This window comes from Geodermatophilus sp. DSM 44513 (genome assembly GCF_032460525.1).
In the GTDB taxonomy this organism is placed as follows: domain Bacteria; phylum Actinomycetota; class Actinomycetes; order Mycobacteriales; family Geodermatophilaceae; genus Geodermatophilus.
This window is the reverse complement of the sequence record NZ_CP135963.1, coordinates 1883233-1903332: the sequence shown is the minus strand read 5'-3', so window position 1 is coordinate 1903332 and position 20100 is coordinate 1883233. Positions and strand designations below refer to the sequence as shown.

The following is a 20100-nucleotide window of genomic DNA, read 5'->3' as shown; positions in this document are numbered from 1 at the left end:
GCGCCGGTCAGCGGGCGCGGTCGGCCGGGCCGCCGTCGGTCGGGCCGGTCGCGTCGTCCCGGCCGAGGGGGGTCCCGTCGGCCGCGCCGGTCACCACCGGCGTGCGGACCTCGAGGACGGCCTGTCGGGCGAAGGTGACGACCACGCCGGGGGCGACCTCCAGGTCGACAGTGCCCTCGTCGAGGCGCGCGACGGTGCCGTGCAGGCCGGCCGTCGTCATGACCGGGGTGCCCGGGGTCAGTGACTCCTGCAGCGCCCGCTGCCGCTCCTGGAGCTTCTTGCGCTGCCGCGCCGGGAGGACGATGAGCAGCACGAAGGCCAGCAGCATGATGAGGAGCAAGGACAGGTCCACGACAGGTGTGCCTCTCTACCGCGCCGTACCGGCCGCGGTGCTGCGGCCCGGGACGGGGCCGCTCGGGTGCGTCGACTGCGGCGCGGGGCTCTCCGGGCGACCGGGCGGACGCACGCGGGCGAGCCGGACGGGTGCGCGCCGGCGTCCCGGAGTCTAGGCGTCGAAGAGGGTCCCTGACGACGGACCCGGGGCCGGTGGGTCGGGTGGGACGCGACCGAGGACGCCGCCGCCGCGCGGCACCGGCACACCGAGGTGCGCCCAGGCCGCCTCGGTGGCGACCCGGCCGCGCGGGGTCCGGGCCAGCAGGCCGGCGCGCACGAGGAACGGCTCGCACACCTCCTCGACCGTGTGCGGCTCCTCCCCCACGGCGACCGCGAGGGTGGCCACGCCGACCGGCCCGCCGCTGAAGCGCACGACCAGCGCCTCCAGCACCGCGCGGTCCAGCCGGTCCAGGCCCAGGTGGTCGACGTCGTAGAGCACCAGCGCCGCCTCCGCGACCGCCCGGGTGACCCGCCCGTCGGCGCGCACCTCGGCGTAGTCGCGGACCCGGCGCAGCAGCCGGTTGGCGATCCGCGGGGTGCCGCGGGAGCGGCCGGCGATCTCCGCGGAGCCCTCGGCGGTCAGCTCGACGCCGAGCAGCGCGGCGCTGCGGGCCAGCACCTGCTCCAGCTCCGCCGGCTCGTAGAACTCCATCTGCCCGACGAAGCCGAACCGGTCGCGCAGCGGCCCGGTGAGCAGGCCGGCGCGGGTGGTGGCGCCGACGAGGGTGAAGGGGTTGATCTCCAGCGGGATCGCGGTGGCGCCCGGGCCCTTGCCGACGACGACGTCGACCCGGAAGTCCTCCATCGCCATGTAGAGGAGCTCCTCGGCGGGGCGGGCGATCCGGTGGATCTCGTCGATGAAGAGCACGTCGCCGGGCGCGAGGTTGGACAGCATCGCGGCCAGGTCGCCGGAGCGCTCGATGGCCGGGCCGCTGGTGATCTTCACCGCCGTCCCGAGCTCGGAGCCGATGATCAGCGCCAGGCTGGTCTTGCCCAGCCCCGGCGGACCGGAGAGCAGCACGTGGTCCGGGGGCCGGCCGCGCCGCTTGGCACCCTCGAGCACGAGGTCCAGCTGGCGGGCGACCTTGGGCTGGCCGATGAACTCCGCCAGCGAGTGCGGCCGCAGCGCGGACTCGACCACCCGCTCCTCGTCGCCGGCCCGCGGGTCGACGGCCGCGTCGGGGAACCGGCCGGCCCCGGCTGCGCCGGCGGTACGCCCGGGTCCCGCGTCGGCCGCGGACAGCCCCCGGTCGAACGGCCCGCTCACGACCGGCCCAGCAGCCGCAGGGCCTGGCGCAGCAGGACGGCGACCTCGACCGCGCCGGTGGCGGCCACCTGCTCCTCGGCCAGCGGGACGAGCTCGGCGACGGCCGCGTCGGCCTCCCGGCCCGACCAGCCCAGACCCACCAGCGCCGCGGCCAGCTGGTCGCGCCACGGCGCCACCGGGGCCACCGCCGGCAGCCCGGCAGGCGCGCCGCCGTCCAGCGCGGTGTCGGTGCTGGTGACACCCAGCCGGTCGCGCAGCTCCAGGACCAGCCGCTCGGCGCCCTTCCGGCCGATGCCCGGGACCTGCATGAGCGCCTTGACGTCGGCCGTCGACACCGCCCGGCGCACCTCGCGCGGCGGGTGGATGGCCAGCACCGCCTGGGCCAGCCGGGGGCCCACGCCGTTGGCGGTCTGCAGCAGCTCGAACAGCTGGCGCTCGTCGTCGTCGGCGAAGCCGTACAGGGTGAGGGAGTCCTCCCGCACCACCAGGCTGGTGGCCAGCCGCGCGTTCTCGCCCACCTGCAGCCGGGCGATCGTGCCCGGCGTGCAGTGCACGGACAGGCCGACACCCCCGACCTCGACCACGGCGCCGTCCGGGGAGACCGCGGCCACCCGGCCGTGCACCGAGGCGATCACCGGGACACCCCCGTCCAGCGCGGCAGGGTCGTGGACCGCACCGGCGCGCCGATGCCGCCGGCCAGCGCGGCGACCCGCAGCCGCTGCTGCGCCGGCCCGCGCCAGGCGTGGCAGACCGCCAGCGCCAGCGCGTCGGCGGCGTCGGCCGGCTTGGGCGGGGACGCCAGCCCCAGCACCCGGGTGACCATGAGGGTGACCTGCTCCTTGTCCGCGCGGCCGCTGCCGGAGATGGCGGCCTTGACCTCGCTCGGCGTGTGCCAGGCGACCGGCCGGTCGGCCTGCGCGGCGGCCAGCGCGGCCACGCCCGCCGCCTGCGCCGTCCCGGTGGCGGTGCCCTTGTTGTTCTGGGTGAAGACCCGCTCGATCGCCACGACGTCGGGCCGGTGTTCGCGCAGCAGCGCGGTCACCCCGGTGTGCAGCTCCAGCAGTCGCAGCTCCAGGTCCAGCTCCGCGGCGGTGCGCAGCACGCCCACGCCCACGGCGACCGGCCGCGCGCCGGGGCGCCCGTCGACCACCCCCCACCCGCACCGGGTGAGGCCCGGGTCGATGCCGAGCACCCGCATGGAGGAGCCTCCCGCCGTCAGCCGAACTGGTGTTCGACCACGCTAGTCGCCGCGAACGACGGGACCGCGCGACACGCCCTGACCGCCATCATCGCGACAAAGGCGGCCGGACGGCCTAGCTGTACTGACCAGAGACGTTGGTCGAGGGCATGTGATCACGGGATCTGACTGACTGATCTTGTGGAGGGAGGACCTCCGGACGTGGAGTGGAGCTGCTGAAGGCACCCACCCACACAAACCCGGAGGTCCTCGTGGCCCACGCTAATGCCGCTCTGACTCCACGCCAGCGTCTGCGCCTGGCCCGCGCGGTGGTGGAGGACGACTGGACGGTCTCCTACGCCGCCGCGGTGTTCCAGGTCGCCTATCCGACGGCGAAGCGCTGGGTGGAGCGCTACCGCCAGGCCGGGCCGGCCGGCATGGCCGACCGCAGCTCCCGCCCGCACCGCAGCCCCCGGCGCACGCCGCGACCGCTGGTCCGGCGGATCGTGCACCTGCGCTGGCGGCACCGGCTCGGGCCGGTGGAGATCGGCGCCCGGCTGCGGGTACCGGCCTCCACGGTCTACGCGGTGTTGCGCCGCTGCCGGCTCAACCGCCTGTCCCACATCGACCGGCGCACCGGCGAGCGCGTCCGCCGCTACGAGCACGAGCGGCCCGGCTCGCTACTGCACGTCGACGTCAAGAAGCTGGGCAACATCCCCGACGGCGGCGGCTGGCGCTACGTCGGCCGCGCCCAGGGCGGCAAGAACCGGGCAGCAACCCCGGGCAAGCCCCGCAGCAAGCGCCGCGAACCGCTGCTGGGCACCGCGTTCGTGCACACCGTGCTCGACGACCACAGCCGGGTCGCCTACGCCGAGATCCACGACGACGAGACCGCCGCCACCGCCATCGGCGTGCTGCGCCGCGCGGTGGCCTGGTTCGCCGCCCGCGCCGTCACCGCCGAGCGGGTGCTGAGCGACAACGGCTCGGCCTACCGCTCCCACGCCTGGCGCGACGCCTGCCTCGAGCTCGGCATCACGCCCAAGCGGACCCGGCCCTACCGGCCACAGACCAACGGCAAGATCGAACGCTTCCACCGCACCATGGCCGACGGCTGGGCCTTCCGCCGGATGTTCCTCAGCGAACTCGCCCGCCGCCAGGCCCTGCCCGGCTGGCTGCACGAGTACAACCATCACCGGCCCCACACCGCGATCGGACGCCGCCCACCGATCACGCGACTGACCAACCTGTCTGGGCAGTACACCTAGCTGACGCGGTCGAGGACCTCGTCGGGGACGTCGTAGTTGGCGTAGACGTTCTGCACGTCGTCGCAGTCCTCGAGGGCGTCGATCAGCCGGAACACCTTGCCGGCGGCGTCCTCGTCCAGCTGCACCGACACGCTGGGCACGAAGCCGGCGTCGGCGGAGTCGTAGTCGATGCCGGCGTCCTGCAGCGCGGTGCGCACCGCCACCAGGTCGGTGGGCTCGCAGACCACCTCGAGGGTGTCGCCGAGGTCGCGCACCTCCTCGGCACCGGCGTCCAGCACGGCCACGAGCACGGTGTCCTCGTCGACGCCGCCGGCCTTGGGCACCACGACGACGCCCTTGCGGGAGAACAGGTAGGACACCGAGCCGGGGTCGGCCATCGACCCGCCGTTGCGGGTCATCGCGGTGCGCACCTCCATGGCCGACCGGTTCTTGTTGTCGGTCAGGCACTCGATGAGGACGGCGACACCACCGGCCGCGTAGCCCTCGTAGGTGATCGTCTGGTAGTCGACGCCACCGGCCTCGAGCCCGGCCCCGCGCTTGACCGCACGGTCGATGTTGTCGTTGGGCACCGAGCTCTTCTTCGCCTTCTGGATGGCGTCGAACAGCGTCGGGTTGCCCGCCGGGTCCCCGCCGCCGGTGCGGGCGGACACCTCGATGGTCTTGATCAGCTTGGCGAAGAGCTTGCCCCGCTTCGCGTCGATCCCGGCCTTCTTGTGCTTCGTCGTCGCCCACTTGGAGTGGCCACTCACGAGCTCGGTCCTCCCTCGTCCTCGGCGGCCTCGTCCTGGTCACCGCCGGCCTGCTCGGCCAGGTGACGGCGGACGACGTCGACGAACAGCGCGTGCACCCGGCTGTCCCCGGTCAGTTCGGGGTGGAAGCTGGTGGCCACCAGGCTGCCCTGGCGGACCGCGACGATCCTACCGTCGGCCGCCCCGCCGACGACCCGGCCCAGCACCTCCACGCCCTCCCCCGCCTGCTCCACCCACGGCGCCCGGATGAAGACCGCGTGCACCGGACCGCCGGCCACGCCGTCGATCTCGACCTGGGCCTCGAAGGAGTCGACCTGGCGGCCGAAGGCGTTGCGGCGCACCGTGACGTCCAACCCGCCCACGGTGACCTGGTCGGCCGGGGCGTCCAGCAGCCGGTCGGCCAGCACGATCATCCCGGCGCAGGAGCCGTAGACCGGCAACCCCCCGGCGACCGCGGCCCGCAGCGGCTCGAGCAGGCCGAAGCGGGCGGCCAGCTTGCCCATGGTGGTCGACTCCCCGCCCGGGACGACGAGCCCGTCGACGGCGGCCAGCTCCCCGGGCCGGCGGACCGTGATCGCCTTGGCACCGAGCGCGGACAGCGTCGCCAGGTGCTCGCGGACGTCGCCCTGCAGGGCCAGCACGCCGATCACGGGGGTCCGGGACACGGGGGACCAGGCTACGTGTCCCTGCTCAGTGCCCGGCCGTGCGCCGCGAGCTCCAGGTCAGCAGCCGTTCCAGCGGGCCGCGGCCCAGCAGCAGCCGCCATCCCGTGGCCAGCAGCACGGCGGCGAGGGTGAACCGGGCCCAGCGCCCCCAGTCGTCCGCGGAGTCGACCGCCAGCACCCGGAGGGCGACGATCTGCCCGCTGTAGACCGACAGCGCCAGCGCGCCCACCGACGCCAGCGGGTACAGCAGCCGGGGTGCGGCGTCCGCGGCGACCAGGCACAGGCCGATGACGGCGACCGCGACCCCGCCGGAGCCGACCACCTCGAACGTCGTCGAGCTGTGCGGCTCGGCGCCGGCGAACCAGGCGGCCCGCCACGGGCCGGCCTCCCCGAACCCGGTCTCGATGCCGGCCAGCTCCTCCCCCGGCGCGAGCTGCCGCGTGCTCACCCACCCGCCCAGGTAGCCGACCGCCGCGGCCGCCGCGCCGCCGGCGACCAGGCCGGCGCGGACCCTGGCCGCGCGCAGGTCCAGCCGGCCCACCGCCAGCCCGGTGAGCACGAACGCCAGCCACACCGCTGCCGGGTAGTAGCCGGTGAACAGCAGGAACGCGAACGCGTTGCCGTCCTCGTCGCGGGCGGTGGCGTAGCGGCCGACCCAGAGGGTGAGCGGCGGACCGGCCAGCGCGACCAGGCCTGCGGCGGCCAGCAGCCGGCGCGGGGTCCAGCGCAGGAACGGCAGCGCGAGCACGAACAGCACCGCGTAGACGCCGAGGATGATCGCGACGAAGGTGTCCAGCAGCTCCAGGACGCCGCCGATGGCGAAGACCCACGCCGCCCGGACCAGGACGCGGGTGCGCGCGCGGGGCAGCTCGTCGCCGGACGCCGGTGTCCGGCCGCCGGACAGCAGCGCGATCGAGACGCCGGCCAGCGTGGCGAACAGGATCGACGGCCGGCCGTCGGCCAGCGCCCGCCAGGTGTCCGGCGCCCAGCCCAGCCGGTCGGTGTCGCCCAGGTGGGCGCCGAACATGCCCAGGACGGCCAGGCCGCGGGCGACGTCCAGGCCGCCGATCCGCCGTCCGCCGGCGGTGTCGTCCTCCGGGCGGGGGACCGCCCGGAGGTCGTCCCGCCGGGTGGTCACCAGCCGCGGGTGGCGTACCGCTCGCTGTCGGGGAGCGCGGCCACGTTGATGCCCACCATCGGCTCGCCGAGCCCGCGGGACACCTTGGCGATGACGTCCGGGTCGTCGTGGAAGGTGGTGGCCTGCACGATGGCCGCGGCCCGCTGGGCCGGGTCGCCGGACTTGAAGATGCCCGAGCCGACGAAGACGCCCTCGGCGCCGAGCTGCATCATCATCGCGGCGTCGGCCGGGGTGGCGATGCCGCCCGCGGTGAACAGCACGACCGGCAGCTCCCCGGTGCGGGCGACCTCCGCGACGAGGTCGGCCGGTGCCCGCAGCTCCTTGGCCGCGACGAACAGCTCGGTCGCGTCCAGCGTGCCCAGCCGCCTGATGCCCGCGCGGATCGCGCGCATGTGCCGGGTCGCCTCGACGACGTTGCCGGTGCCGGCCTCGCCCTTGGAGCGGATCATGGCCGCGCCCTCGGCGATCCGCCGCAGCGCCTCGCCCAGGTCGGTCGCGCCGCAGACGAAGGGCACGGTGAAGTCGCTCTTGACGATGTGGTGGGCCTCGTCGGCCGGGGTGAGCACCTCGGACTCGTCGATGTAGTCCACCCCGAGGCTCTGCAGCACCTGGGCCTCGACGAAGTGCCCGATGCGGGCCTTGGCCATGACCGGGATGGAGACCGCGTCGATGATGCCCTGCACCATGTCGGGGTCGCTCATCCGCGCGATGCCGCCCTGGGCCCGGATGTCGGCGGGCACCCGCTCCAGCGCCATGACCGCGACCGCGCCGGCGTCCTCGGCGATCCGCGCCTGCTCGGGGGTGACGACGTCCATGATGACGCCGCCCTTGAGCTGCTCGGCCATGCCGCGCTTCACGGCCTCGGTCCCGGTGGTGCCGGTGGTGGTCGGGTCGGTCGCGCTGTGCTCGGTCACAGGAGATGCTGCCACGGGGACTGCCTCGGTCTCGGACGTCGGGGTGGGACGCCTGCGATGCTAAGACCGTCCGCGGCCGCCCCCGGCGGCGCTGCCGGTGACCTCGCGCAGGTCGTCCTCGATGTCGAAGAAGCGGGGCAGCGGCCGGGCGGCGTGCAGCCGGAGCAGGCCGGGCAGCCGGCGGGTGCGCAGGGCGACGGTGTCGCGCACGGCGTCGTTGTAGAAGCGGCGCGCCAGGCCGACCCGCATCGCGGTCTCGGCGAGGTCCGCGCGCAGGGCGGCGGGCAGCTCCGGCAGGTCGCCGGTCAGCTCGCGCAGCTCGCGGCCCAGGGCGTTCTCGGCCAGCTCGCGGTCACCCGAGCGCGGGGACCGGACCTCCCGCACGCACGCCGCCAGCCGGGCGGCCCGCTCCTCCCCCACCGCGGCGACGTGGTCGCGGCACAGCAGCTCGGCCAGGGCGGCCCGCCGGTGCAGCTGGGCGTCCAGCGCCGCGCGGGCCCGCTCGACCCGCGCCTCCAGGCGGCCCAGCCGGGTCAGCGTCCAGGCCACCCAGGCGGCCAGCAGGACGACGACGACCGCGGCGGTGAGCAGCAGCCAGGCGTCGGGAGTCACGACGGGTCACGCTAGCCCTGCACCCACCGCCGCAGGGCCGACCGGGGCGGGGACTCACCCGGTACGGGGGGCAGGCCGGGCAGGTCGGCGTCGTCGTCGGAGGCGGTGACCTGCCCGCCGCCGGGCAGGACGACGGTCTCGTAGACGGCGAGCACCCGGCGGGCCACCACCGACCAGTCGTAGTCGGCGGCCACCCGGCGCCCGGTGTCGGACAACTGCGCCCGGCGCTGCGGGTCGGCCAGCAGCTCGGACAGGGCGCGGGCCAGGTCGCGGGGGTCGCCGCGGCGCACCAGCACCCCCGCGGCGCCGTCGCGCAGCACCGCGGCGAAGGAGTCCAGGTCGCTGGCGACGATCGGCGCCCCGGCCGCCAGCGCCTCGATCAGCACGATCCCGAAGGACTCCCCCAGCAGGTTGGGTGCGCAGTACACGTCCACCGACCGCAGGAAGGCGGCCTTGTCGGCCTCGCTGAGCTCACCGAGCAGCGACACGTGCGCCACGAGGTCCCCGCCGAGCAGCTCACGGACGGCGTCGGGGTCACCGCGGCCGGCGATGAGCAGCTGCGCGCCCGGGTGGGAGCGGACGACGGTGCGCATCGCCTCCAGCAGCACCGGAAGCCCCTTGCGCGGCTCGTCGTAGCGGCCGAGGAAGCCGACGGTGGGCCCGTCGACGCCGCGGGTGCGGCCGGGCAGCGAGGGTCCGTCGGCGAACGCCGCGACGTGCACCCCGTTGGGGATGATCACCGCGTCGCCGCCGAGGTGCTCGACCTGCACGCGGCGGGCGGAGTCCGACACCGCGATGCGCCCGGAGATCTTCTCCAGCCACGGGCGCAGCGCCGGGCCCAGGGCGGCCAGGGCGCGCGACCGGACGGTGGCGGCGTGGAAGGTGGCCACGATCGGGCCGGTGGCGATGACGCAGACGAGCAGGGACACCGACGGCGACGAGGGCTCGTGCACGTGGACGACGTCGAAGTGCCCCTCGCGCAGCCAGCGGCGCACCCGCGCGGCGGTGACCGGGCCCAGCTGCACGCTGCCCATCGAGCCGTTGTACGGGACGGGCACCGTGCGACCGGCGTAGGTGAACCACCGGTCGGGAAGCGCCTCCTCCTGCTCGGCCGGGGCCAGCACCTCCACATGGTGCCCCATCCCGCGCAGGGTCTCGGCCAGGTCGCGCACGTGGTAGGCGACCCCCCCGGGCACGTCCCACTGGTAGGGGCAGACCAGCCCGATCCGCATCAGGGCCGCCGCCGCTGGTCGGGCGGGGCGTCGGGCGGGACGTCGTCCCAGACGCGGCCGAGCACGTGCCAGTCCTCGGGGTGCTCGGCGATGCCCGCGGTGAGGGCGTCGGCCACGCCCTGCATCGCGCCCGCGACCCGGTCGCGCAGCCGGCCGGGCCCGTCGACCGGGACCTCGGGGTGCACGACGTGCCGCCAGCCGGTCGGGGTGAAGTGCGACACCGCCGGGTGCAGCGCGGCCCCGGTCTGCGCGGCCAGCACCGCGGGCCCCCCGGGCATGGTGGTGCGGCGGCCGAACAGGTCCACCGGGACCCCGCCGCTGCCCAGGTCGCGGTCGACCAGCAGGCACACCGAGCCGCCGGCGTCCAGCCACTCGCGCAGCACCGCCGACCCGGGGCGCGGCCCGCCGGTCAGCGGGACGACCCGCATGCCGAGGGTCTCCCGGTAGGCGACGAAGCGGCGGTAGAGCGACTCCGGGCGCAGCCGCTCGGCGACGGTCGTGAACGGGCCGCCGAGCCAGTCGACCAGCCAGACGCCCGCGGCGTCCCAGTTGCCGCTGTGCGGCAGGGCGACGACCAGTCCCCGCCCCTGGTCGCGCGCGGCCTCCAGGTGCTCGCGGCCGGCCAGCTCGGTGCCGGCGAGGACCCGCTGCACGCCCAGCCGCGGCAGCCGGAAGGCCTCCTGCCAGTAGCGGGCGTAGGAGCGCACGCCGCGCACGGTGAGTTCGTCGAGGGCCGCCTCGTCCAGCCGGCCGCCGGTGGCGACGCGGAGGTTGGCGCGCAGCTGGCGCACGCCCCGTCCCCCGCGCGCGGCGACCCAGCGGCCCGCGGCGTCGGACGCGCCGCGGGCCACCGGCTCCGGCAGCGCCTGGACGACGCCCCAGCCGGCGGCGTAGCCGAGGTCGGTGAGCCGCGCGGTGGCGCGGGCCCGCAGCCCCGGCGTCCCGGCCGCTGCCGCGGGGCCGTCGGTCACGGCAGGCCGCTCATGGCAGGAGGCTCACGGCAGGAGGCTCACGGCAGGAGGCTCACGGCACGAGGCCCTGGGTGGGTGGTGGGGAGGGCGGGGTGGACAGCGACCGACCGCGGGCCTGCCGGTGCACCTCCACGAACCGCTGGGCGACGGTGACCGCGCTGCCGGCGGTGAGCAGCCACAGCGCCACGTGCAGCGCGTACGGGATGCCCAGGCCGAGGAACCCGGTGCCGACCAGCACCAGGATGAGCCGCTCGGTGCGCTCCACGACGCCGACGTCGCAGGTCAGCCCCATGCCCTCGGCGCGGGCCTTGACGTAGGAGGTGAGCACCCCGAGCACCAGGCACAGCAGCGCCAGCAGCACGATCAACCGGTTGGCGCCCGCCCCGGAGAACCACCAGACCAGCGCACCGAAGATGGCCGCGTCGGCCGCGCGGTCGCCGGTGGAGTCCAGCACCGCGCCGAACACCGAGCCGCCCCCGCGGGCCCGGGCCAGCGCGCCGTCGAGCATGTCCAGCAGCACGAACACGGTGACGGTGAACGCGCCCCAGAACAGCTGCCCGGTGGCGATCAGCCCGACCGCGCCGCCGATCGCGCCCAGCGTGCCGACCAGGGTGACCGCGTCGGGGGTCACCCCGGCGCGGGCCAGCCGGGCCACCACCGGTGCCCAGAACCGGCCCACCGCCGCGCGGGCGCCTGCGCCGAGCACGTCAGGCCCCCGGGGCCGGCCGGCCGTCCGGCCAGTGCTCGGCCAGCAGCGCCCGCGTCTCGCGCAGCACCTGGGGCAGCACCCGGGTCAGCCCGATGACCGGCATGAAGTTGGTGTCCCCGCCCCACCGGGGCACCGCGTGCTGGTGCAGGTGGTCGGCGATGCCCGCGCCGGCGACCGCCCCCTGGTTCATGCCGATGTTGAACCCGTGCGCCCCGGACACCGCGCGCACCACCCGCATCGCCGTCTGGGTGTACTCCCCCAGCTCGGCGACCTCGGCGGGGGTGAGGTCGGTGTAGTCCGGCACGTGCCGGTAGGGCACCACCATCATGTGGCCGGCGTTGTACGGGTACAGGTTCAGCACCGCGAACACCGTCTCGCCGCGCGCCACGACGAGCCCGTCCTCGTCGCTCATCGCCGGGATGAGGCAGAACGGGCAGTCGTGGTCGCCGGTGGGCTTGTTCTCGCCGCGGATGTAGGCCATCCGGTACGGCGTCCACAGGTGCTCGAAGACGGCGGCGGGCCCCCCGTCGTCGCTGGGGACGGCGACCCGAAAGGCCTCCTCCGACCCGGTGCTCACCCGGCCGCCTCCCCACCCGGGACGACGGCCTCGGCGGTCGGGTCGGCGTTGGTCCGGCCGGCCACCCAGTCCGCGACCGCGGCCACGGCCCGGTCCACCGGCACGCCGTTGTGCTGGCTGCCGTCGCGGAAGCGGAAGGACACCGCGCGGGCTTGCGCGTCGGTGGCCCCGGCGATGAGCACGAAGGGCACCTTCTGCTTGCTCGCGGTGCGGATCTTCTTCTGCATCCGGTCGTCGGAGTCGTCGACCTCGACGCGGATGCCGCGCGCCCGCAGCTGCCGCGCGACGTCGGCCAGGTACGGCACCTGCTCGTCGGTCACCGGGATGCCGACCACCTGCACCGGTGCCAGCCAGGCGGGGAAGGCGCCGGCGTAGTGCTCGGTGAGCACGCCGAAGAACCGCTCGATGGAGCCGAACTTCGCCGAGTGGATCATCACCGGCTGGGCGCGGCCGCCGTCGGCGGAGGTGTACTCCAGGCCGAACCGCGCGGGCTGGTTGAAGTCGTACTGGATGGTCGACATCTGCCAGGTACGGCCGATGGCGTCGCGGGCCTGCACCGAGATCTTCGGGCCGTAGAACGCCGCGCCACCCGGGTCGGGCACGAGTTCGAGGCCGGTCTCCTTCGCGGCGTCCTCGAGGACGGCGGTGGCCACCGCCCACTCCTCGTCCGAGCCGATGAACTTCGCGGCCTTCTCCGGGTCGTCGCCCTTGGTGGAGAGCTCGAGGTAGTAGTCGTCCATCCCGAAGTCGCGCAGCAGGCCGAGCACGAAGGACAGCAGGTGCCGGATCTCGCCGGGCGCCTGCTCCGGGGTGACGTAGCTGTGCGAGTCGTCCTGGGCGAACCCGCGCACCCGGGTGAGCCCGTGCACGACGCCAGACTTCTCGTACCGGTACACCGATCCGAACTCGAAGTAGCGCAGCGGCAGGTCCCGGTAGGACCGCCCGCGCGAGGAGTAGATCAGGTTGTGCATCGGGCAGTTCATGGCCTTGAGGTAGTACTTGGCGTTGTCCATCTCGAGGGCCGGGAACATCGTGTCCTCGTAGTAGGGCAGGTGCCCGGAGGTCTCGAACAGCCCGCCCTTGGCCACGTGCGGGGTGCCGACGTAGTCGAAGCCCTCCTCGATGTGCCGGCGGCGGACGTAGTCCTCCATCTCCCGCTTGACCACGCCGCCCTTGGCGTGGAAGACGGGCAGGCCCGAGCCGATCTCGTCGGGGAAGCTGAACAGGTCCAGCTCCGCGCCCAGCCGCCGGTGGTCGCGGCGCTCGGCCTCGGCGAGCTGCTCCAGGTGTGCCTTGTGGGCGTCCTTGCTCTCCCACGCGGTGCCGTAGACCCGCTGCAGCTGCGGGTTCTTCTCGCTGCCGCGCCAGTAGGCGGCCGCGGACCGGGTGAGGCTGAACGCGGGGATGCCGCTGGTGCGCGGCAGGTGCGGGCCGCGGCACAGGTCGGTCCAGACCCGCTCGCCGGTGCGGGCGTCGAGGTTGTCGTACATGGTCAGCTGCGCGCCGCCGACCTCCACGTCGGCGCCCTCGGTGTCCTCGACGGCCCCCTCCTGCCCGGCGCCGCCCTTGAGGCCGATCAGCTCCAGCTTGTACGGCTCGTGCGCGAGCTCCGCCCGCGCGTCGTCGTCGCCGATCTCGCGGCGGGCGAAGCGCTGCCCGGCGCGGACGATCTCGGTCATCCGCTTCTCGAGGGCCGCCAGGTCCTCGGGCGTGAACGCCCGCTCGGGGTCGAAGTCGTAGTAGAAGCCGTTCTCCACCGGCGGGCCGATGCCCAGCCGGGTGCCGGGGAAGAGGTCCTGCACCGCCTGGGCGAGCACGTGGGCGGTCGAGTGGCGGATCACCGCACGGCCCTCGGGGCTGGCGGCGGGCACCGGCTCGACCTCGGCGTCGGTCTCCGGGGCCCAGGCGAGGTCCCGCAGGTCACCGGTGGCCAGGTCGCGGACGACCACCGCGCCGTCGGGGCCCTTGAGCGGGGTGCCGGCCGCCTTGAGCGCGTCCTGGGCCGTCGTCCCGGCCGGCACCCGGATCGGGCTGGGGTCGACGGGGTCGGGCGCGGCTGACACGGGGGGGACTCCTGCGGTTCGACGGTCGGGCTCTCTGAGCCTAGTGCGCGCGGCGTGCTCCCCCGGGACGCCGGCCGACTCAGCCCGGCAGCACCTCGACGCGGTCACCGGCGCGCACCGTGCCGGGCCGGCGCACCTCGGCGTACACCCCGAGACAGTGCTTCGGGGTGCGGGTCACGGCGACCTCGACCTCGCCGATGCGCACCGTGCGCCCCACCCAGCCGCGCTCGTCCTCGCCCTCGGGCAGGTCCAGCAGCAGGTTGGCGCGCGGGTCGTCGGCGGAGCACCCCTCGGGGACGTCGCCCTCGGCGGCGCGGGCCACGGCCGCCCGGCTGACCAGGTGCACCGCGGCGGCGTCCACCTGCGGCGCGGCGGCGCGCTCGAGGCGGACCGGGCGGCCCAGCACCTGCGTCAGGGTGACCGTGTCGGCCTCGTCGTCGCCCGTGGCGGCCACCGCGGCCATCTGCGGGGTGGCCTTCACCGTCACCCGCTCGCCGGTCGTCGCGTCGACGACGGTCCACGCGCGGTCCCCGACCAGGCCCGCCGGCCCCACCTCGGCCTCCCGCACGGTCCGGCCGGCGAGGCTCTTCACCGGGTAGACGCTCACCTGCACGAGGCTGCCCGCGACACTGGTGCCGGTCACGAGGCGACCGTACGTCCCTCCGGTGCCGGCCGCCGCCGGCGCAACCGGCGCCGCTGGGCGTCCAGGTAGGGCCGCGCCCGGCGCTGGCCGCCGTCGCGGTCGATGGCCGCCTGCAGCGCGTCCAGCGCGCGGGCCAGCCGGTCGGCGTCGGGCCGCCAGCCGCGCCGCTCGCACTCCTCCAGCCAGTCCACCGGCGCGCGGTGCCCGCGCTCGGCGTTGCAACGCCGGCAGGCGGCGACCTCGTTGGCCAGCCAGGACGGCCCGCCCTTGAGCCGGGGGACGACGTGCTCGGTGGTCGGCGGGACCAGGCCGCCGAGCACCCGACGGCACCAGATGCAGGTGTCGCCGTCGCGCTCGATCGCCTCGGTCAGCCGGTCGGCGCGCCCCGGCTGGCGGGACCGGGCCGGCACGGGCGGGGCGGCGGGGCGGCGGGACATCTCCTCCATGGTCCCCCTCCGCGGCGCGCTGCGCCGCCCCCGGACCGATCGGCGCGCTGCGCACCGATGAGGATCGCTGTCGCGCCGGGTCTGTCCCGGTGAGGCCGACCACCGGCCCCGCGGCGGCGCCGCGGCACAGACAGGAGGCAGGGCACATGGGCGCGATCAGGGTGCACGAGTTCACCACCGTCGACGGGGTCGTCGACGCCCCGGTGTGGACGATGGACTACGGGTTCCCCGACGACCTGGCGGCGTCCATCGGGGCGCTCACCGCCCCTGCGCAAGGCATCCTGCTGGGGCGGACGACCTTCGAGGCGTTCGGGCCGGCCTGGTCGACGCGCACCGTCGAGGACGACGAGGGGGCGCCGTTCTTCAACGACACGCAGAAGTACGTCGTCTCCTCGACGCTGACCGACGCCGAGGGCGTGTGGCGGAACTCCACGGTGCTGGGCGGGTACGACGCCGACCGCATCCGGGAGCTGAAGGCCGACCGCGACCTCTACGTCAGCGGCAGCGCGACGCTGGTGCGGGCCCTGCTCGCCGACGGCCTGGTCAACGAGCTGCACCTCTACGTCTACCCGCTCGCCGTCGGCAGCGGCACCCGGCTGTTCCCCGACGGTGCGCCACGCACGGCGATGTCCCTGCTCGGCGCGGACAGCCTGAGCAACGGGGTGGTGCACCTGACCTACGGGCCGGCGGGCACCGCCGGCTGAGAGACCGCCGGACGTGCGGGAGGCCCGGGTCGGATGCGACCCGGGCCTCCCGTGTGCGTGGGCGATACTGGGTTCGAACCAGTGACCTCTTCGGTGTGAACGAAGCGCTCTACCACTGAGCCAATCGCCCGTGCGGCAGCCATTCTGCCAGACGCTCAGCGCCAGAGCGGGACCCACCCCGGCACCCAGTCCGGGACGCCGGTGAGGTGCAGCACGACCACCAGGGCGCCGTAGACGAAGGCCGCCGTGGCCAGCGCGACGGCGACCCGCACCCACGCCGGTTGCCGGCCCAGCCACTCGGTCCAGGCCCGGACGCGCCGCCGGGTGTAGTCCAGCAGTCGCTCGGCCCAGGCGAACTCCGTGGACAGCAGGAAGAGCCCGGCGATCACAGTGAGCCAGCCCGGGCCGGGCAGCGGGATGGTGACCAGCCCGACGGCCACCACCAGACCGCCGACGACCCCCAGCACCAGGCGGTAGGTGTGCTCCAGGGGACGCCGGGCGCCCAGCCACCGCCGCCAGCGCGTGTGCCCGACCCGTTCCCGCAGGCTGCGGTGCCCGTCCTCGGCGTGGGGTCGCCGCGGGGAGGGGGCGGGGTGACCGGGCCGCTCCCGCTCCGGCCGGGCCACCGTCTCCGGACCGCTCAGCTCGGGACCTCCCCCTGCGCGACGACGACGGTCGGCTCCGACGGAGCCTCGCGGCCGGGCTCGAGGCTGACCGCGTAGCCGGTGTAGGCGTCCGGCCCGGCCGTCCCGGAGCCTACGGTCTCCAGCGCCGGCTGCGCCGACGTCACGTCGAACGTGTCCAGCGGGACGGGCGTGCCCGAACCGGAGATCCCCCAGGCCACGTAGGTCTGCTCCTGGGAGTCGTTGGGCGCTAGCCCGTGGGAGACCAGCTGCACCTGGTCGTCGCGGGTGACCACCGTGGCGACCGTGACGCCGTCCGACGACAGCGGCGTGAGGGTCGCCTCGCCGGGGGTCAGCAGGGTCTCCACCAGCTGCGCCTGCTCGGCGGCGACGGCCCGCGCGTCGTCCCGGGCCGAGCTGAGCACCACGTTCCACGTGCCCAGGGCCAGGACGGCGGCGACCCCCGCGGCGACCAGCGCACTGGGCAGCACCCGGCGCCAGCTGGAGCGGGGGTCGGCTGCGCCCAGCGGGAACGGCGCCCGGTGCGCACCGGACCACCCGGCGTCCGGCCCGCGCACGACGGCCGGGGGGTCCTGGGCGGCGGGTGCCGCAGGCCGCACCGTCCGGTCGGCGTCCGGGCCGCGCGAGGAGGACTGCTCGGTCTCCTCCACGGCCGCCCGCAGCCGCTCGCGCAACCGCTCCGGAGGAGCGACCGGGGGCAGGTCCTCGGCCAGGGCACCCATGACGTCGACGGTCTCGGCCACCGTCTGGCGGCACCGGTGGCAGGTGGGCAGGTGCGCGGCGAACAGCTCCTCGTCCTCGGGCTCCAGCGCGTGCAGCGCCCAGCCGACGGCGAGCTCGTCGAAGACGTCGTGCGCGCGGCGCCGCGGGTCCAGGGGCGCGCTCACCGGCTCGTCCCGTCGGCCGGTGCGGACCCCCCGAGGGCCCCGCTCCGGGCGGCGCCGGCGGCGTCGCCGAGCTCCTCACGCAGCCGGCGCATCCCGGCGAGCATGCGCGTCTTGACCGTGCCCAGCGGCGTGCTGGTCAACGCCGCGACCTCCCGTTGGGTGTACCCGCCGTAGTAGGCGAGGGTGAGCGCCTCGCGCTGGGCCGCCGGCAGCGAGCCCAGCGCACCGCGCACCTGCTCGGACACCACGCGACTCCACGCGTCGTCCTCGACGTCCCCCGTGGCCGTCGGGGCCGACAGCGCCAGCTCGTCCTCCGCGCGGGCCTGCCGGCGGCGCTGGGACTCCTCGCGCCGGACGGCGTCCACGGCCTTGTGGTGCACCATGGCCATCAGCCACGAGGAGAACGAGCCGCGCGCGGCGTCGAAGGCCCCGGGGTCGCGCCAGACGCTGAGGAACACGTCCTGCACGACGTCCTCGGCGAGGACCTCGTCGGCGAGGATGCGCCGGGCCAAGGTGAAGGCCGGGCGGCTGTAGCGGTCGTAGAGCTCGTCGACGGCGGTCCGGTCGCCCGCGCGGATGCGCAGGACGAGGTCGGCGCCCGCAGGCCCGTCCCCGACACGCCGTGCCAGACTGCTCACGAGCCCCATCGTCACACGCGGTCTTCGCAACAGGAGCCCGGTGTGGTTCAGGTGGGCGGTTCAGGTGTGACCGGAAGGGGCACCTAGCGGTGCGAGACGCCCGCAGGTCCTCGGGCGTCACCGCGATCAGGGAAGGTCGTCGTCCACGCCATGATCAACCGCGCCACGCCCGGGTACACCTGTCCGACGACGTTGCACCTGGTCGGACCGCAGTCGTGGACCGAGGTCCCTGCGCTGCTCGGCTACGAGGTCACCGACCCGTTCGCGGTGCGGATCACCTTCGGCGACGACGCCGAGGAGGACGGCATCTCCTGGCTGGTGGGCCGCGACCTGCTGCAGGCCGGCCTGGACCGGCCCGCCGGCGAGGGCGACGTGCGGCTGTGGCCGTCCCGGACGTCGGGCGACGTCCTGTTCCTGCACCTGCGCGCCCCCTCCGGCGAGGCGCTGTTCGAGGTCTCCCGGGGCACCGTCGCCGGTTTCCTGCAGCTGACCGCCAGCGTCGTGCCCTTCGGCGAGGAGGCCTCGGTGCTCGAGGTGGACGGCGAGCTGGCCGCGCTCCTGTCCAACGGCGGTGCGGACCCGACGGCTCGCTGAGGACCCGGGGACCCCCCGCGAGGCCCCCCTCGGGGTCGGGTATGGTTCTCCCTGCACGACAGCAACGCGGACGTGGCTCAGTGGTAGAGCATCACCTTGCCAAGGTGAGGGTCGCGGGTTCGAATCCCGTCGTCCGCTCGGGACCCGGGCGCTGGTCGCGAGACCGGCGCCCGTGTGCGGTGGAGTGGCCGAGAGGCGAGGCAACGGCCTGCAAAGCCGTCTACACGGGTTCAAATCCCGTCTCCACCTCGGCTCCGCCGGGTGCGGTGGAGCGGACCGGCCGACCGGCCGGATCGGGCGATTGGCTCAGTGGTAGAGCGCTACCTTGACACGGTAGAGGTCACTGGTTCGAACCCAGTATCGCCCACAGCAGACGAGGCCCGGGTCCGGTGGACCCGGGCCTCGCGCCGTCCCGGGGCCTCCTCCGCTCATACCGGCCCGTCGGCCTGCAGCGCCTCCACCCGGGCGGCCGCCTCGTACGCCTGCCGCCGGTGCAGCACGGTCGCCACGGCGTACGCCAGGGCCAGGACCGTCCAGGTGACCTGCTGCCACAGCTCGTCCCCCGTGAGCCACTGCAGCGTGGCCAGAGCCACCCACAGGACCGCCAGGCCCGTGTGGATCTGCGCGGTCCCCCGCAACCGGTCCGCCTCCCGGCGGGCCTGGCGGAGGGCAGGGTCGGTCGGCACGCGGCGAGTGTGCGCTCACCCCAGGGCGGGGGCCACCCGCTCGGCCCAGAACCGCTCGACCTGGGCCTCGAGGTCCTCGACGGTGCCACTGTTGTCCAGCACCACGTCGGCCACGGCGCGGCGCTGCTCGTCGGTGGCCTGGGCGGCGATGCGCGCCCGGGCGTCCTCCTCGGACAGACCCCGGGCGACCAGCCGCCGCACCCGGGTGTCCTGGTCGGCCTCGACGACCAGCACCAGGTCGTAGGACGCCGCCTGCCCGGTCTCGACCAGCAGCGGCACGTCCTGCACCACCACGGCGTCCGGCGGTGCCGCGGCGACCAGCTCCGCGGCGCGCGTCCGCACCAGCGGGTGCACGATGCCGTCGAGCCGGCGGCGGGCCGCCGGGTCGGCGAACACGACCGCGGCCAGCGCCGGCCGGTCCAGCGCCCCCTCGGGCGTGAGCACGTCCGGCCCGAACGCGCTGACCACGGCGGCCAGACCGGAGGTGCCCGGCTCGACGACCTCGCGGGCGATCCGGTCGGCGTCGACGACGCGTGCCCCGCGGGCGGCCAGCAGCCCGGCCACGGTGCTCTTGCCCGATCCGATCCCGCCGGTCAGCCCGATCCGCAGCACGCACGGACAGTAGCCAGCAGCCGGTCCGGTCGTCACGGACGGATAACGCCGGCCCGCCCCCTCCGGCGCGTCGCTCCCGTCACACGAGCCCCATGGGCAACTCTGCACCCGGCGATCTCCCCCGCCCAGAGAGGCAGAACCGACATGTCCCGTCCCGCACCCGCCGCTCCCCCGTCGACGCCCGCCGCCGCCCGGCGCGGCCCCGGTCGGCACCGGCTCGAGCGCCCGGCCGGCGTGCGCTGCACGGAACTGCCCATGGTGCGTGAGCGGCTGGCGCGCAACCGCGCGGACCGTCCCCGCAGCGCCGTCGTGCGCTGGCTGGCCGCGACCGCCCCGGCCGGCCGGCACAGCTGGCAGTTCCTCGCCGCCGCCGGCGGCCGGCCCCGCGCCGCCTTCGCCATCATCCTCAGCCTGTAACAGCGGGCGCGGCCCACGACGGAGGCCCGGGACCACGTGGTCCCGGGCCTCCGTCGTTGGTGAGGTGGTGGAACGGCCCTCCGCAGGGGCCCGCCGC

General features: G+C 75.4%; 25 protein-coding genes and 4 tRNA genes. 7 read left to right on the top strand and 22 right to left on the bottom strand.

All coding sequences use genetic code 11. From position 1 onward, the window contains the following. Positions 1-7: 7 nt before the first annotated feature. From yajC to ruvC, 4 genes are all read right to left on the bottom strand, one after another. Positions 8-352 (bottom strand): preprotein translocase subunit YajC, encoded by a 345-nt coding sequence (gene yajC / locus RTG05_RS09260; RefSeq protein WP_166528394.1) that lies wholly within the window; start codon positions 350-352, stop codon positions 8-10. Positions 353-505: 153 nt separating this feature from the next. Next, positions 506-1636 (bottom strand): Holliday junction branch migration DNA helicase RuvB, encoded by a 1131-nt coding sequence (ruvB, locus tag RTG05_RS09255; RefSeq protein ID WP_396349643.1) that lies wholly within the window; start codon positions 1634-1636, stop codon positions 506-508. A 20-nt stretch (positions 1637-1656) separates the two neighbouring features. Then, the gene (gene ruvA, locus RTG05_RS09250) at positions 1657-2295 is read right to left on the bottom strand and encodes a Holliday junction branch migration protein RuvA (protein WP_166528392.1); all 639 of its coding nucleotides are present in this window, start codon (positions 2293-2295) and stop codon (positions 1657-1659) included. Continuing rightward, the gene (ruvC, locus tag RTG05_RS09245) at positions 2292-2858 is read right to left on the bottom strand and encodes a crossover junction endodeoxyribonuclease RuvC (RefSeq protein ID WP_166528391.1); all 567 of its coding nucleotides are present in this window, start codon (positions 2856-2858) and stop codon (positions 2292-2294) included. The genes ruvA and ruvC overlap by 4 nt, the downstream gene beginning before the upstream one ends. A gap of 251 nt (positions 2859-3109) precedes the next feature. Between ruvC and RTG05_RS09240 the strand changes: the two genes are divergently transcribed. After that, a complete protein-coding gene (locus RTG05_RS09240; RefSeq protein ID WP_166529209.1) occupies positions 3110-4102 on the top strand; it encodes an IS481 family transposase in 993 nt (330 codons plus the stop codon). Here RTG05_RS09240 and RTG05_RS09235 read toward each other — a convergent pair. The 12 genes from RTG05_RS09235 to RTG05_RS09180 all read right to left on the bottom strand — a co-directional run bounded on the left by RTG05_RS09235 (position 4099) and on the right by RTG05_RS09180 (position 14812). Continuing rightward, positions 4099-4851, bottom strand: coding sequence for a YebC/PmpR family DNA-binding transcriptional regulator (locus RTG05_RS09235; protein ID WP_166528390.1), 753 nt, complete (start codon positions 4849-4851; stop codon positions 4099-4101). The two genes, RTG05_RS09240 and RTG05_RS09235, sit on opposite strands and share 4 nt — an antisense overlap. Continuing rightward, positions 4848-5516 (bottom strand): pyridoxal 5'-phosphate synthase glutaminase subunit PdxT, encoded by a 669-nt coding sequence (gene pdxT / locus RTG05_RS09230; RefSeq protein WP_166528389.1) that lies wholly within the window; start codon positions 5514-5516, stop codon positions 4848-4850. Before pdxT ends, RTG05_RS09235 begins: the two co-directional genes overlap by 4 nt. A gap of 25 nt (positions 5517-5541) precedes the next feature. Then, positions 5542-6654, bottom strand: coding sequence for a heparan-alpha-glucosaminide N-acetyltransferase domain-containing protein (locus RTG05_RS09225; RefSeq protein ID WP_166528388.1), 1113 nt, complete (start codon positions 6652-6654; stop codon positions 5542-5544). Next, positions 6651-7568 (bottom strand): pyridoxal 5'-phosphate synthase lyase subunit PdxS, encoded by a 918-nt coding sequence (gene pdxS, locus RTG05_RS09220; protein ID WP_166528387.1) that lies wholly within the window; start codon positions 7566-7568, stop codon positions 6651-6653. Before pdxS ends, RTG05_RS09225 begins: the two co-directional genes overlap by 4 nt. A gap of 60 nt (positions 7569-7628) precedes the next feature. After that, a complete protein-coding gene (locus RTG05_RS09215) occupies positions 7629-8180 on the bottom strand; it encodes a LemA family protein (protein WP_166528386.1) in 552 nt (183 codons plus the stop codon). A gap of 11 nt (positions 8181-8191) precedes the next feature. Beyond that, positions 8192-9412: a glycosyltransferase family 4 protein gene (locus RTG05_RS09210; RefSeq protein WP_166528385.1), complete on the bottom strand. Its 1221-nt coding sequence runs from the start codon at positions 9410-9412 to the stop codon at positions 8192-8194. Then, complete coding sequence (locus RTG05_RS09205) at positions 9412-10383, bottom strand: phosphatidylinositol mannoside acyltransferase (RefSeq protein ID WP_166528384.1); 972 nt, start codon at positions 10381-10383, stop codon at positions 9412-9414. Before RTG05_RS09205 ends, RTG05_RS09210 begins: the two co-directional genes overlap by 1 nt. Before the next feature lie 52 nt (positions 10384-10435). Further along, on the bottom strand, positions 10436-11089 hold the full coding sequence (gene pgsA, locus RTG05_RS09200; RefSeq protein ID WP_166528383.1) for a phosphatidylinositol phosphate synthase: 654 nt from the start codon (positions 11087-11089) through the stop codon (positions 10436-10438). A 1-nt stretch (position 11090) separates the two neighbouring features. After that, entirely contained in the window at positions 11091-11669 is a 579-nt protein-coding gene (locus RTG05_RS09195) for an HIT family protein (RefSeq protein ID WP_315912473.1), read from the bottom strand. Further along, on the bottom strand, positions 11666-13732 hold the full coding sequence (gene thrS / locus RTG05_RS09190) for a threonine--tRNA ligase (RefSeq protein ID WP_166528382.1): 2067 nt from the start codon (positions 13730-13732) through the stop codon (positions 11666-11668). Before thrS ends, RTG05_RS09195 begins: the two co-directional genes overlap by 4 nt. A 79-nt stretch (positions 13733-13811) precedes the next feature. Continuing rightward, positions 13812-14375 (bottom strand): MOSC N-terminal beta barrel domain-containing protein, encoded by a 564-nt coding sequence (locus RTG05_RS09185; RefSeq protein ID WP_166528381.1) that lies wholly within the window; start codon positions 14373-14375, stop codon positions 13812-13814. Then, the gene (locus tag RTG05_RS09180; protein WP_315912472.1) at positions 14372-14812 is read right to left on the bottom strand and encodes an HNH endonuclease; all 441 of its coding nucleotides are present in this window, start codon (positions 14810-14812) and stop codon (positions 14372-14374) included. Before RTG05_RS09180 ends, RTG05_RS09185 begins: the two co-directional genes overlap by 4 nt. Positions 14813-14967: 155 nt before the next feature. Between RTG05_RS09180 and RTG05_RS09175 the strand changes: the two genes are divergently transcribed. Beyond that, the gene (locus RTG05_RS09175; RefSeq protein WP_166528379.1) at positions 14968-15525 is read left to right on the top strand and encodes a dihydrofolate reductase family protein; all 558 of its coding nucleotides are present in this window, start codon (positions 14968-14970) and stop codon (positions 15523-15525) included. A 58-nt stretch (positions 15526-15583) separates the two neighbouring features. Here RTG05_RS09175 and RTG05_RS09170 read toward each other — a convergent pair. From RTG05_RS09170 to RTG05_RS09155, 4 genes are all read right to left on the bottom strand, one after another. Continuing rightward, positions 15584-15655: transfer RNA gene (locus tag RTG05_RS09170), tRNA-Val, on the bottom strand. 25 nt (positions 15656-15680) lie between these two features. After that, positions 15681-16151: a TIGR02611 family protein gene (locus tag RTG05_RS09165; RefSeq protein ID WP_208104876.1), complete on the bottom strand. Its 471-nt coding sequence runs from the start codon at positions 16149-16151 to the stop codon at positions 15681-15683. Positions 16152-16165: 14 nt separating this feature from the next. Further along, positions 16166-17056, bottom strand: a complete 891-nt coding sequence (locus tag RTG05_RS09160; RefSeq protein ID WP_166528378.1) for an anti-sigma factor — start codon at positions 17054-17056, stop codon at positions 16166-16168. Continuing rightward, positions 17053-17703 (bottom strand): sigma-70 family RNA polymerase sigma factor, encoded by a 651-nt coding sequence (locus RTG05_RS09155; protein ID WP_166529623.1) that lies wholly within the window; start codon positions 17701-17703, stop codon positions 17053-17055. The genes RTG05_RS09160 and RTG05_RS09155 overlap by 4 nt, the downstream gene beginning before the upstream one ends. 141 nt (positions 17704-17844) lie before the next feature. Here RTG05_RS09155 and RTG05_RS09150 point away from each other — a divergent pair, with 141 nt between their 5' ends. From RTG05_RS09150 to RTG05_RS09135, 4 genes are all read left to right on the top strand, one after another. Then, positions 17845-18288, top strand: coding sequence for an SsgA family sporulation/cell division regulator (locus RTG05_RS09150; protein WP_166528377.1), 444 nt, complete (start codon positions 17845-17847; stop codon positions 18286-18288). A 66-nt stretch (positions 18289-18354) separates the two neighbouring features. Then, positions 18355-18426 (top strand) — tRNA-Gly (locus tag RTG05_RS09145). A gap of 40 nt (positions 18427-18466) precedes the next feature. Then, positions 18467-18537 (top strand) — tRNA-Cys (locus RTG05_RS09140). Between the two features lie 46 nt (positions 18538-18583). After that, a tRNA-Val gene (locus RTG05_RS09135) sits at positions 18584-18655 on the top strand. A 61-nt stretch (positions 18656-18716) separates the two neighbouring features. Here the strand turns inward: RTG05_RS09135 and RTG05_RS09130 are convergent. Together RTG05_RS09130 and coaE are read right to left on the bottom strand one after the other, a co-directional pair. Continuing rightward, complete coding sequence (locus RTG05_RS09130; protein ID WP_166528376.1) at positions 18717-18974, bottom strand: hypothetical protein; 258 nt, start codon at positions 18972-18974, stop codon at positions 18717-18719. Positions 18975-18989: 15 nt separating this feature from the next. After that, entirely contained in the window at positions 18990-19586 is a 597-nt protein-coding gene (coaE, locus tag RTG05_RS09125) for a dephospho-CoA kinase (RefSeq protein ID WP_166528375.1), read from the bottom strand. A gap of 144 nt (positions 19587-19730) precedes the next feature. On the opposite strand from coaE, the gene RTG05_RS09120 reads away from it, so the two are divergent. Next, complete coding sequence (locus tag RTG05_RS09120; RefSeq protein WP_166528374.1) at positions 19731-20003, top strand: hypothetical protein; 273 nt, start codon at positions 19731-19733, stop codon at positions 20001-20003. The last annotated feature ends 97 nt before the right edge of the window (positions 20004-20100 follow it).